The sequence below is a fragment of the Vibrio sp. Hep-1b-8 genome (genome assembly GCF_006124995.1).
Lineage (GTDB): Bacteria > Pseudomonadota > Gammaproteobacteria > Enterobacterales > Vibrionaceae > Vibrio.
The window spans coordinates 114775-126820 of the sequence record NZ_QEWN01000108.1; the positions used below are offsets into that span (position 1 = coordinate 114775).

The window sequence follows — 12046 nt, forward strand, 5'->3', positions numbered from 1 at the left end:
GTTGACGTGATTACGTTATACAGTACAGAAGGGTGCCATCTTTGTGAGATGGCATTTTCCCTAACTCAACAACTCCACATTTCAGATCAAGTCGAGATTATCGATATAGCTTTCGATGATGAGCTGTTTTCTCGTTACGGCGTCACTATTCCGGTGCTCAGTTGCCAAGGTAATGAGTTGAATTGGCCGTTTGATTTGGAACAATTAAAAGTTTGGTTACGCAATAATGGCATTACTTACGATTAATAACGGATTGCTGGCATACGGTGATCATCCTTTACTAGACCATGCTGACTTCGCTCTACAAACCAATGAAAGAGTCTGTTTGGTTGGCCGAAATGGTGCGGGCAAATCTACCTTAATGAAAGTTCTGGCGGGTGAGGTGCTATTAGATGATGGCAAGCTGACAGTTACTCAAGATGTTGTCGTCTCTCGCTTAGAACAAGATCCGCCGCGCAATGAAGAAGGGACAGTCTTCGATTACGTTGCTGGTGGGTTAGCAGAAATCGGTCAACAACTAAAGATCTACCAAGATCAGTTAGATCTGATTGCTCATGATGCCTGTGAAAAAAACATCAACAAATTGGCTAGAATTCAAGAGCAGCTTGAACACTCGGGCGCATGGCGTTTCGAAGATCGCATTAAAAATGTTATGGACGCGCTAAATCTTGATGGTCACACCAAGCTGACGGATTTGTCTGGTGGGTGGCAGCGTAAAGCAGCGTTAGCGCGCGCCTTGGTGCGTGATCCTGATGTTTTGTTGCTTGATGAGCCTACTAACCACCTCGACGTGACGACAATCGAATGGTTGGAGAACTTTTTAAAGGATTTCCGAGGTTCGATTATCTTTATTTCTCACGACCGTGCATTCATCAAGTCTATGGCTACACGCATCGTCGATCTTGATCGCGGTAAGTTAGCGTCTTTTCCTGGTGATTATGATAATTACCTCGTTGAAAAAGAAGAGATGCTGCGCGTCGAAGAGATGCAAAACGCCGAGTTTGATAAAAAGCTTGCTCAAGAAGAGGTCTGGATTCGTCAAGGCATCAAAGCGCGTCGTACCCGTAACGAGGGTCGCGTCCGCGCACTTAAGAAGCTTCGAGAGGAACGCTACAATCGCCGTGATGTGCAGGGTAAGGCGAACATTCAGATTGATGATGCATCACGCTCAGGCAAAATCGTATTTGAAGCGCAAAATCTTGGTTACAGCATTGAAGGTAAGGCCATTGTTAAAGATTTCTCTTTCAACATCATGCGTGGTGACCGCATCGCTCTAATCGGTCCTAATGGTTGTGGTAAAAGTACCTTGCTTAAATTGCTGCTGGATGAGCTCAAGCCTTCGCAAGGCAAGCTTCACTGTGGTACCAAGCTAGAAGTCGCGTATTTTGACCAATATCGTGAAGTGCTTGATCCAGAGAAATCTGTTATCGATAACCTTGCTGATGGTAAGCAAGAGGTGATGGTTGGTGGTCGACAGCGTCATGCGCTGAGTTACTTGCAGGATTTTCTATTTGCTCCTCATCGCGCGCGAACACCGGTCAAAGCCTTGTCTGGTGGTGAGAAAAACCGTCTTCTTTTGGCGCGTATTTTTCTTAAATCCAATAACTTGTTGGTACTTGATGAACCAACTAACGATTTAGATATCGAAACATTGGAACTTTTAGAGGATTTACTTGCCAATTATCAGGGTACATTGTTGCTTGTCAGTCACGATCGTCAGTTTGTCGATAACACCGTGACCAACAGTTGGATATTCGAAGGCGATGGTGTTATTGAGGAATTTGTCGGTGGCTACCACGACGCACAGCAACAGCGTCTTCAGGTTAAAAAAGCGCGTAATAGCGAAAAAGTTGAGTCGAGCGTTAAACAGGTTGAGGAAACTCCCAAAACCGCTGTAACAAAGAGCAAACCTAAGAAGTTATCTTATAAACTACAGCGCGAGTTAGAAGCATTGCCAGCCAAACTCGAACAATTAGAAGTGGATATTGAAAACTTGCAACAGCAGGTTAACAGTGCTGATTTCTTTTCCAAACCCGTAGAGCAGACGCAACCCGTATTAGATAAGCTAGCTGCGACAGAGCAGGAGCTTGAGATTGCTTTCGAACGCTGGGAAGAGCTCGAAGCGATGCAACAGGAAAGTTAAGATTAATGAGTAGTAATATTTTTAAAGTTTCACTAGTGGCAGCAACGGTCGCTGCTTCTTTCGGTGCTCATGCAGCGCTTTATAATGTTTATTTGCAAGACCCAGAGGGAACCAGCTCTAGCCTACAAACTTACGGTGTAGCTGTTGCTCCAAATGCAACTAATTGCTGGAGCAGTGCGTGTTCAGATTCTACTTCTGAAATGGCGACAGAAGTTAAGCGCTACCGTGAAGGGTTCCAGTATCGTGATGAGTCACCGTTCTTTTTACCATACGGTTGGACATACCTTGATGATAATTACAATGGTTTTAGAAATTACTGTCGTACCTTCTTAGGTTACTCAGATTCTTTGTGCGATGACTGGGCTGATAAGCAGTACACGCAAGGCTATGCTAAAGAACAAGGTGGCAACTATGCAGGGTCTATTGCTTACATAAATGATTCCGCTTTGTACGCAGAGAATACCGTCGTCAATAGTATTGATAGTGGCTTTGCAACAGGGAATAGAACTATTGGAGGTTCTTCTCGTAACGTTGCGTTTACTAGTATCAATGGTACATCAGTTGCTGATTTATCTCTAACTCACAATAGTACGGCTTACGCAGAATCACATGCTTGGAAAACGTTGCAGGATGGTGGCACGTACTACACAGTAGGAAGCGTTACTAAAACATCAAACCACGCTACCAGTGATAACAATTCGTATGCCGCGGTTTGGGTCGATGGAGCATTACAAGCTCCGATTGATTGGATCAGTAGTACTACCACAAATAATGGCGATCGTAGAGCTCACGCTAGTGCTCGAGACATTATAAAAGATGGGAATGTTCTATATGCTGTTGGTTATAACTCCGACAGCGAGGTGTATTTTAGAGCAACCGTGTTTAAATCGGATAACAATGGTGGAACGAGCTGGACTTCAAAAGCTGTTGATGGTTTCCCTTATGCAACGTCTGAATACGCTAACCAAACGCTACAAGCGGTTAATAACAACGGTATCGCAATTGGTACAGCAAAACTGAACCAAGCCCTTAATGGTGCATATGCGAATACATTGTTTTATGTCGACAACTTAACATCACCAGTCTACAAAGCATTTAGTGGTAGCATCTTTTTTAACGGCGCAAATGGTAAAGCAGGCGGTATTAACAACGCCAACGATGTAGTTGGTACTATCGACTTTGAAAGTCACAAAGAGACCAATGGTAAACCGCGTGCTAAACGTGCGTTTATCACTAACTTAGGTACTGTCACTGGTTCCGCGCCTATCGGTGGTATTGCACGTTACTTGGATGATCTAACCTATGGTGCTGGTGCTTCCACTGATAACAATCAATATCGCATAATTGAAGCCGCTGACATCAACGACGCGGGTATCATTGCAGCGACAGCGTACTACTGTGCTGGTGGCTTTGACAGTGAAGCTATTGACGCCACATGTAATGCAGGCGCATCACTTGTTGGGGTGAAACTTGTTCCTATCAATGGTCAGACAGCGACAGATATAAGCACTCGTCCTGTTACTCAGGAGACGGTTGAGCGTCAAGGTGGCACAATTGGCTTTATCGCTCTGACTCTATTAGGGTTTCTAGGGTTCCGTAGAAAATAGGTTAAATTTTCAACTAGGGCACAGGTTCACAGTTTTGGATCTGTGCCTTTTTTATACCTTGAATTAAGCGTCATTTTGATCGAATCTTAATGGTGAAGTCATAAAAACTTCACTTCTATCGACTAGTGCTGTGCTAACGATAGTCAGTCTGCGATAGATAAAGTAGTACGTTAAGACACATTTTATGTATGAGGACGACACTATGAAGAGACAAAAGCGTGACCGCTTAGAAAGAGCTCAATCTCAAGGATATAAAGCGGGCCTAAATGGCCGCTCGATGGAGGCATGTCCATACCAGCAGATGGATGCTCGATCTTATTGGCTTGGTGGTTGGCGCGATGCCAGAGAAGATAAACACTCTGGTCTCTACAAATAACACTCACTCTCCACATACGAAATAGGATTTAGCCCCGAAAGGGGCTTTTAATGATGCTATTAATGCACTATAACTAAATGCATTTGGTTCAAAAAAACGACTCCGAAGAGTCGTTTGTTGAAACATTTGCGCTTAAAAAGCAGATGTGTCTTGGAAAAGGCCTACTTTAAGGTCTTTTGCAACGTAAATCTCTTTGCCATCAACTAATACACGGCCATCAGCAAGACCCATTACTAGCTTACGGTTTACTACACGTTTCATGTTAATTTCGTAAGTAACTTTTTTGGCAGTCGGTAGGATTTGGCCAGTAAACTTAACTTCGCCGACACCTAAAGCACGACCTTTACCTTTACCGCCAACCCAGCCAAGGAAGAAACCAACTAGCTGCCACATAGCGTCTAGACCAAGACAACCAGGCATTACTGGGTCGCCAGGGAAGTGGCAATCAAAGAACCATAGATCCGGAGTAATATCTAGTTCTGCTAGAATTAGACCCTTACCGAAATCACCTTCAGTTTCTGACATTTTAGTGATGCGATCCATCATTAGCATATTAGGTGCTGGAAGCTGAGGATAGCCTTCACCAAATAGTTCACCTTGGCTAGATGCTAGAAGATCTTCACGGTTATAAGAATCACGTTTGTTTTGCATTATCAATTACTCCAAATTTTGATAGCAGCATGTTAGTGAACACGTGTACGCTAAACAACTCCGATCAGTAAAAATATGAATTAAAACTCGGTTAAAACAACCAGTTTTTGATGCGTTCCACAATTCCTTGTGGGTGTTCATGTCTTTCAAAGTTTTCAATACGTTGCGCGATTCTACTGATCACACTCTCTTCGTCATCACCACGGAATGGTTTACCCATAATGATTGGAATTGCCTCATCGACGTTAGATACCGACCAGATATGAAATTCGTTATTTTTGATGCTTTCTACCACATCTTTATTAAGCGATAAATGTTTTAAATTCGACTTAGGCAGAATTACACCTTGATCACCTGTAAAGCCGTTATGCTTACACACGTGATAGAAGCCTTCGATTTTCTCGTTGAGACCGCCAACAGCTTGCACACGACCAAATTGGTCTACCGCGCCAGTCACCGCGATCTGCTGATCAATCGGATATTCCGAAAGTGCGCTGACAAAAGAGCAGAGCTCTGCCAACGACGCACTGTCTCCATCTACTTCACTGTATGACTGTTCGAAAACAACCGAAGCAGAATAGGGCAAAGGTTCATCTAAATTGAGTGCGCTGCTGACGAAAGCTTGCATGATCATCATGCCTTTGGCGTGTAGATTACCACCAAGTTCCGCTTTGCGTTCCACATCTGAGATATCACCATCACCAAAATGGATCACACAAGAGATTCGTGCTGGTTCGCCGTAAGACATGGGATGCCCAGGAACATCAATAACAGTGAGTCCATTGACCTGACCAATACATTCACCCTCAGTCTCGATGATTACTTGACCGTCCGTAATGTCAGCCAAAGCGCGCTCTGGGAGATAAGATTCACGCTGATATTTATTTGCAATCGCTTGGTCGAGGTCTTGCTCTGAAATGACTTTACCATTTGATGTGAGCACAGCTTCGTTGAGTAATGAAAGATACCAAAGTGTCTCTATCGGCATGTAGTGCTGATCTTCTGTGTACCTTGCACCTGCAATCATTAAACGGTGAATAGCACCAAAGGAGAGTGTAGGGAGCTGGTATTCATCAACTAGCCAAGCAATATACCCTAAGTAAGTATCGATGCTCTGTTTATTAAGAGGAAGTTCTTGCTCAATCTCTGTAAACATCGCAAGGCCGCAATAAAGCTCTGGTTCAATGTATTCGAAATCTGCAATTTGGTGACGGTCACCAACAAGAACAAGCTTGATTTCGTATTGACGACAAGGTTTCTCTACCGCAATTTTGCGAGGATTGGCATTGACAGGGCTAATCTGTTCACCAAGAACAGCAGACTTAATCATCTGCCAACTAGCGGGATTGGCGAGTAATAATGTGACCGGTGTGATCAGATATCCGCCGTCTGCTTTATCTAAAAGTCCTTCAACTTTAGTGACAATGTCACCTTTGTCGTCGCAGGTATATGAACCGACTAAAGTGGCAATGTCTAAAGATTCCGTCGTTAATACCGGTTTGGAACTATCCGTTCTAACTAGACCATCTTTAACGATATTGCGGTAAAAGGCATTGTCGACCGCATTGACCATCAATATACGGTTAAAGCCATTCACGCTACATAGGGTATTAATTGCTTGTTTGAGACGTGGCTGGATGTCAAAAAAATCAACTTTCTCTAGCTGATTAAATCGATTGATTTGAGCGTCATATTGCGAATATTGCGGGGTAACAGCGTGCCAGCTTTCTTGATTCATCAATTCAGTTCATATACGTAAAATGGAGCGAAATTATATAGAAAAATGCTTCTGGTATATATAGATAATTTTATCTCATGATCTTGATCTCTTTTCGATTACAATAGGGATTGTAACTTTGCATGGTTAGGGTTACGCTGTCACCTACAACTGAAACGGAATGACTTTGCAATGAAATATCAACAGCTTGAAAACCTAGAGTGTGGTTGGAAATGGAATTATCTAATCAATAAGTGGAAAGCGGGAGAAGCGATCACTTGCCACATTGATACTAGTGCAGCAGATAGCGCGGTTAACGAGTTACGTCAGTTAGAACACCAACCCATAAAGGTGGTTGAGTGGATAGAAACTCATATGGCTCCTGAACTCGATAACAAGCTCAAACAGGCCATTCGTGCAAAACGTAAACGTCATTTCAATGCAGAACAGATACACACAAAGAAAAAATCTATAGATCTTGATTACCGTGTATGGGAGAAGTTGTCACACCGAGCAAACGAGTTGGGTTGCACTTTATCCGATGCGATAGAGTATCTGCTTTCTGAAGCTTCTCGAAGTGAAAAAGCGAGTAAGGCAGTGAGTAGCCTCAAAGAGGATTTAAGTAAGCTTCTCGATTAATAAGGATAGAACTATGCTATACGTTATTCTTGTCGCATCCGCTATTATATTTTGGTTAGTTGCCGTCGATAGGCCAGTACTTAGAGTGACCTTTACCGAGGGTAAAATTACCAAAGAAAAAGGGCATTTCCCGCCGGGCTTTAAACACAATGTTGTTGAAATTGCGGAACGTACGCCATTCAGTGGGGAGCTTAAAGTTTATCAGCAACGTACAGGCACTAAGCTAGTGATGTCTAAGCAGATTCCGAAAAAAATACAGCAGCGTATTCGCAATGTATTCCCATTTCAAGGCTTTACGAGCAAAGGCAAAAAACGCAGCAGTTAAGCTAATGCAATGTTTGATACTCTAGATCGTAGCAGTGTCTTGATTAAAAACCACTCAAATAAAGCACTATAACTAAACGTTTAGTTAAGAAATCCCTATCTTTAGCTTATCAAACCGAAGTTTTCCGGGGGTGAAATTATTGTTACGTTGTAATTTTTATCAAGGGATGGATTGAAAGATGATTCAAATCTGAAACACAGCATCATCGATAAATAATTATTCTGTAGTGAACGTATTCACGCAATTAAATTACTATGCTCAATAAACAATACTACCTATTAATTTTGGCTTCTCTATTAGTATTCGAATCATCACAAGCTGAGGAGAACGGCTACCCATTTTCACCATTCATTGGTCAAAATGACGCATACCAATTTCCTGTCGATACGTCAAATGGTCAAGCTTCAAAGGGAACGATGCAAGGTATCTATGGCGGACTTGAGTTAAATCGAATGTATAGTTGGGACATTGCATTTCAACAGCGCGGAGCTTTAGATACCGAAAACACGAGCACCGCCTCAATTGTCGAGAGTGCGCTTAAGTACGACTACTTTCTGTCAAATAACTACAGTATCTATGCTCGGCTCGGCGTCGCATATTGGGATTCGAAACAAAGCCAAAGTACGCTGAAAGACGTATCCCCGATGGTTGAAACAGGCTTAACTTATTGGGTTACCGATAAATTTAAGGTTTCTGGGGGATACCAGTACATTGATGAAATTGGTAATTACAACAGCCATACCTTATTGTTGAGCGCCGCATTTACTCTGGGAAGTTCCGTACCACGTTTACCATCTGCGTCATCGACTAACGTCGCAATGTGGCTTGAAGGAAAGGAAATACTTCCTGAGCAAATAGAGACTAAGGGCGAGGGTGCATCAAAGCCTATAACATCGAACATGACGCCAGAAAGCAGATCATTGAACCGATGTGTTGAAATGCGCCGGTTAACGGTAGATGACAGCGAAACATCATGTGAAATCGATACGCTGTAACACCAGTGAGCTGTGTTCTATGATTGGGAGCTTTTTGCTCAAGCACTGAAGTCTGTTGATCCAATTCGCAGAGCTCGATTAGAACAGATCGCTTACAATACGGCTTCGCTATCGATGGGAAAAGAAAAGGAGTTTTGGACCTGTGTTTACAATGCGTTATAGAAAACAATATGTCACTGCATTATTCATGCTCCTTACTTTACCAGCCGGTGCCATGAGTTGGTCTGATCACCTGCGCATCAACATGCTAAAGGCTTACGATAACTTAAACCTTAAAGTGGAGCAATGTGCTCAAATGCGACGGCCGCTTGAAAAGCAACAAGTGGCCTCACCATGGTTTAATGAACTGAGCAGTGAGCAGAAAAAGGCAGCATTATTACTGCTAAGTCAGATGACAATGGATACATGCATCGCGGAAGAAGAAGCCGAATATAGCCGAACGTTGCTAGCATATGTAGCAGAAACAGGCGACTCTCAACGACTGGATGATTGGCTAACAATTAAGAAGGTGTTTCGACATAGAGAGCAACAAGATGCCTTTGAGAGTATAGATTTGCGTCAAATTCAAATTCTCTTAGAGACCAAGCCATTCAATAAACCATTTGATCCGTTGCAAGTATCGGAGCTGTATGACTAGCGATTAGCCCAGGTATGTGGGGGTGTTATTTACCGAGTCTAGAAATGGCCTTAAAGCCGCGTTCACAGCAAAATGCAGATCACTTGAACCGTTCTATCACCCAGCGAGATCTGATTGGCAAGACCAAGACAAGAAAACCCTCAAGCGTATCAACAAGCTCATTATCGACGTAAAGCGTTCTCTGTTTGAAGGCATTGGTAAACCAGAGCCGTTAAAATAAAACTCAGCTGGATTCTGGTCACGCAGAATTGAAGATACCAATCGACTGGTTTGTGACGTCGATGAGTCGATGAGCAGGCCAGTAGTCTCGATGAAGTCAGCATCCGAGAGCGGGGCTACAAAGACGAATTCATTCTTCTCGTCGTCTTCATACCCTTGATCCTATCCTTTATTCCCGATTACGCGCCCTACGTCGAACAAGGCTTCGCAGCCCTGCAGAACATCCCAGAACCGTACTGGTATGTGGTTGGCGCGGTTGTCATAGATACCCTCGGCATGCGCGCCATGGTGCGCTACTTACTCGAATTCTTTTCCGCAAAATTCAGGGGCAAATGATGGGACTGATGGAAGCCATGCTCATATCACTAATCACCGGCCTGGTCTCCAGTGCCGGCACCATCGCGGCGCTCAAAACCGACATCAACTGGATCAAAAAGGTTCAACAAGACCAGGAACAACGCATCCGACAACTGGAGGACAAACATGGCTAAACGAAGCAGAAAACGGCGCAAGGCCAACGGCCAGCTCAAAAAAGGCTACACCATCAAAGGCGGCCGGGTCGTCAAAGCATCCAAAAGCAAACGACGCAAAACCCGCCGCAGACGCTAACCAAAACCGCCAACCAGGGCGGTTTTTAGTGTTTGACGTGCTACGCATCGCATTATGCACTCAAATTCATGATATGAATCATAAAATGGTAACAATTCAGTCAGTTAAAGTTTATTTGGTTTGGCGTTCTGTTTAGACTAGGCACATGTTAGGCGGCATGTTGCATGCTAATAAGCGTTAGAAATAAAAAATAAATATGAGTTGGCTTTATGTTAGAAAAATTAGTTTATAAATATTGTAATACACCGTTCACTCCTAAAATGAAGTTTCATCAAGAGAATGGTGAGAAACTAGAACAAGTTTTTAGGTTCTCAAGCGCAAAAGGATATTTAGATGAATATCTGAACTTTTATAAGTCACTCGATGATTTTGAAAGTGTCATTAGATTATCTTGCTTGGGAATCTTTGAATTTTCTTATGGTGGGAAAACAATCCGTGTTCGACATCCACATCAACAACACTATAAAAATTTTATGGGTGAAGATCGTGGCATCGAAGTATCAAAGTTACACGATATGAGCACTAAACTGTTGAATTGCTCATTTGTACTTTCTCAAACTGAAAGCTTTGAGGACATTTTTGAGATTGTTAAACGTGAAAGGGTACATGGCTTTGGTCCGTTGGCAATATATGATACTTCGGTGCGAATTGGTGCCTCAAGAAATATCGCTCCTACTTCTGTATACCTGCACGCTGGTGCACAAAGAGGTATGACGAACCTTGAAGATAAGGCACTAGTATCTTCCGGAGTATCTGAAAAAATTAGTGTTCCTTTAAGAGATCTACCTGATGCGCTACAGCCTCTTCACCCGATTCAAATTGAAAACTTTTTGTGCTTGTATAAGGATGAATTTAAATCCTTAGAACCGCGTGAGATTTATTTCTAACAAGCGTTTAATGTGTACAGGGTTGGCACGCACAATAGGTAAATTGGCCTCGGCGCAAGCTAGCACAAATGGCATCTCTAAGCGGCCTGTAGCTTCAATTACGATGCGTTCAGGACTGTATTTATTTATGATTCTTAATGCTTCTTTGATACCTTTGTCTGTGTTTTCTACTGAGAAAAATATGTCTAACGGTCTAATGTGGATATCTAATTGTGTTTTCCCGGTATCAACTCCGACGTTGATGTTTTGCTTCAATTTATTATTCATAATAAGCTAACTCTTGCTTGCGTAATGCGGGTTCGAGACCCAGTCGACTATTCGAGGTTTATGCTTGGAGTCCTATGTAGTGTTCATGTTTGTTATCGGTCTCTCAAAAGAGGAGCCAGCGTTTAAACGAACTACTACATGGAAAGCTTTAGTTGCAGCTAAAGCCTGGGTCTCACATTACCCGATTGCGTTAGTTATTATCCATACAATCTGTTTAAGAGTGATTCGCAACGCTTATATGGCATGTCCAGTTTATTTCATTCAGTTTAAGTGTTTATGTCACAATGGTGTTTAGGTAGCGTTACTCACCACTGAATACGACGTTATGGCGCAGGGTGCCATCTCTACAAATGAAAATATTATGGTAAGATAGATCCAAAATTTAACCTGAGGTAATAATATGATTTTACGAACATTTTCTGATCCCAGGCATGTTGAAGAAGTTGCTGATTGGCTTAAGCAGCAGTCCAAAGGCGCTACGGCAGAGCTGACAGTTGCGAATAACCCAGGTGGACAGGTTGCACTCTTGAACTTAGCTATAAAAGAGCTGAAATTGGCTTTGAACCGTGGTGTTAAGATCAAAGTAGTATTCCATGGGGATATAGCGAGTTGCGCTGCGGTGTTCTTCTCGGTTGTGTTACAAATGGTAAATGAGACTGATGTGGATGATCACGAAGTATATCCAGATTTAACAATTTCATTTCTTAATCCAATTTATTTTATTTTTCATACACCTAGGCTCAATCTTAATCAGCAACTATTTAAAACCAATTACAATTCCACTAAGCTAGCTGTTGATCAAGAAATGCAGCACTTATATCAAAATTACTACCCTATGTTTGAGTCAGCGTTCGAAGAGTTTATGTTGTGGTATAATACTAATGTGCATCAACTAGATATAGCGAAACGCTTTGAACTATATGAAGATAATGTCGACGTACGTTTTTTGTAAGCGTTCACCAGCACCGTGTTGA

General features: G+C 42.6%; 14 protein-coding genes and 3 pseudogenes. 14 read left to right on the forward strand and 3 right to left on the reverse strand.

All coding sequences use genetic code 11. The features are described from left to right. The first annotated feature begins 6 nt into the window (after positions 1–6). From DA100_RS12090 to rmf, 4 genes are all read left to right on the forward strand, one after another. Complete coding sequence (locus DA100_RS12090; protein ID WP_138972368.1) at positions 7–246, forward strand: glutaredoxin family protein; 240 nt, start codon at positions 7–9, stop codon at positions 244–246. Then, positions 227–2143, forward strand: coding sequence for an ABC transporter ATP-binding protein (locus DA100_RS12095; protein WP_138972369.1), 1917 nt, complete (start codon positions 227–229; stop codon positions 2141–2143). Before DA100_RS12090 ends, DA100_RS12095 begins: the two co-directional genes overlap by 20 nt. A gap of 5 nt (positions 2144–2148) precedes the next feature. Continuing rightward, a complete protein-coding gene (locus DA100_RS12100) occupies positions 2149–3750 on the forward strand; it encodes a DUF3466 family protein (protein ID WP_138972370.1) in 1602 nt (533 codons plus the stop codon). A gap of 202 nt (positions 3751–3952) precedes the next feature. Further along, the gene (rmf, locus tag DA100_RS12105) at positions 3953–4126 is read left to right on the forward strand and encodes a ribosome modulation factor (RefSeq protein WP_004414030.1); all 174 of its coding nucleotides are present in this window, start codon (positions 3953–3955) and stop codon (positions 4124–4126) included. Positions 4127–4258: 132 nt separating this feature from the next. Here the strand turns inward: rmf and fabA are convergent, their stop codons facing one another. After that, the gene (fabA, locus tag DA100_RS12110; protein ID WP_138972371.1) at positions 4259–4777 is read right to left on the reverse strand and encodes a bifunctional 3-hydroxydecanoyl-ACP dehydratase/trans-2-decenoyl-ACP isomerase; all 519 of its coding nucleotides are present in this window, start codon (positions 4775–4777) and stop codon (positions 4259–4261) included. Between the two features lie 91 nt (positions 4778–4868). After that, positions 4869–6515: a Lon protease family protein gene (locus DA100_RS12115; protein WP_138972372.1), complete on the reverse strand. Its 1647-nt coding sequence runs from the start codon at positions 6513–6515 to the stop codon at positions 4869–4871. A gap of 171 nt (positions 6516–6686) precedes the next feature. Between DA100_RS12115 and matP the strand changes: the two genes are divergently transcribed. The 9 genes and pseudogenes from matP (at position 6687) to DA100_RS12150 (ending at position 10805) form a co-directional block, all read left to right on the forward strand. Continuing rightward, entirely contained in the window at positions 6687–7133 is a 447-nt protein-coding gene (matP, locus tag DA100_RS12120; RefSeq protein WP_138972373.1) for a macrodomain Ter protein MatP, read from the forward strand. A gap of 13 nt (positions 7134–7146) precedes the next feature. Then, complete coding sequence (locus DA100_RS12125) at positions 7147–7458, forward strand: DUF3634 family protein (RefSeq protein WP_138972374.1); 312 nt, start codon at positions 7147–7149, stop codon at positions 7456–7458. A 254-nt stretch (positions 7459–7712) separates the two neighbouring features. After that, a complete protein-coding gene (locus DA100_RS12130; RefSeq protein ID WP_138972375.1) occupies positions 7713–8453 on the forward strand; it encodes an outer membrane beta-barrel protein in 741 nt (246 codons plus the stop codon). A gap of 142 nt (positions 8454–8595) precedes the next feature. Continuing rightward, positions 8596–9090 (forward strand): hypothetical protein, encoded by a 495-nt coding sequence (locus DA100_RS12135; RefSeq protein ID WP_138972376.1) that lies wholly within the window; start codon positions 8596–8598, stop codon positions 9088–9090. Between the two features lie 115 nt (positions 9091–9205). After that, positions 9206–9469 (forward strand): annotated as a pseudogene (locus tag DA100_RS21160) (Txe/YoeB family addiction module toxin); the annotation flags it as partial. Next, a pseudogene (locus DA100_RS21345) lies at positions 9379–9645 on the forward strand (hypothetical protein); the annotation flags it as partial. The pseudogenes DA100_RS21160 and DA100_RS21345, both read left to right, overlap by 91 nt. 8 nt (positions 9646–9653) lie before the next feature. Beyond that, on the forward strand, positions 9654–9800 hold the full coding sequence (locus DA100_RS20990; protein WP_171052211.1) for a hypothetical protein: 147 nt from the start codon (positions 9654–9656) through the stop codon (positions 9798–9800). Next, a complete protein-coding gene (locus DA100_RS21520) occupies positions 9793–9918 on the forward strand; it encodes a hypothetical protein (protein WP_276608342.1) in 126 nt (41 codons plus the stop codon). The genes DA100_RS20990 and DA100_RS21520 overlap by 8 nt, the downstream gene beginning before the upstream one ends. Positions 9919–10127: 209 nt before the next feature. Next, the gene (locus DA100_RS12150; RefSeq protein ID WP_138972377.1) at positions 10128–10805 is read left to right on the forward strand and encodes a hypothetical protein; all 678 of its coding nucleotides are present in this window, start codon (positions 10128–10130) and stop codon (positions 10803–10805) included. 3 nt (positions 10806–10808) lie between these two features. Here DA100_RS12150 and DA100_RS12155 read toward each other — a convergent pair. Further along, a pseudogene (locus tag DA100_RS12155) lies at positions 10809–11072 on the reverse strand (IS110 family transposase); the annotation flags it as partial. A gap of 400 nt (positions 11073–11472) precedes the next feature. On the opposite strand from DA100_RS12155, the gene DA100_RS12160 reads away from it, so the two are divergent. Next, entirely contained in the window at positions 11473–12024 is a 552-nt protein-coding gene (locus tag DA100_RS12160) for a hypothetical protein (protein ID WP_138972378.1), read from the forward strand. The last annotated feature ends 22 nt before the right edge of the window (positions 12025–12046 follow it).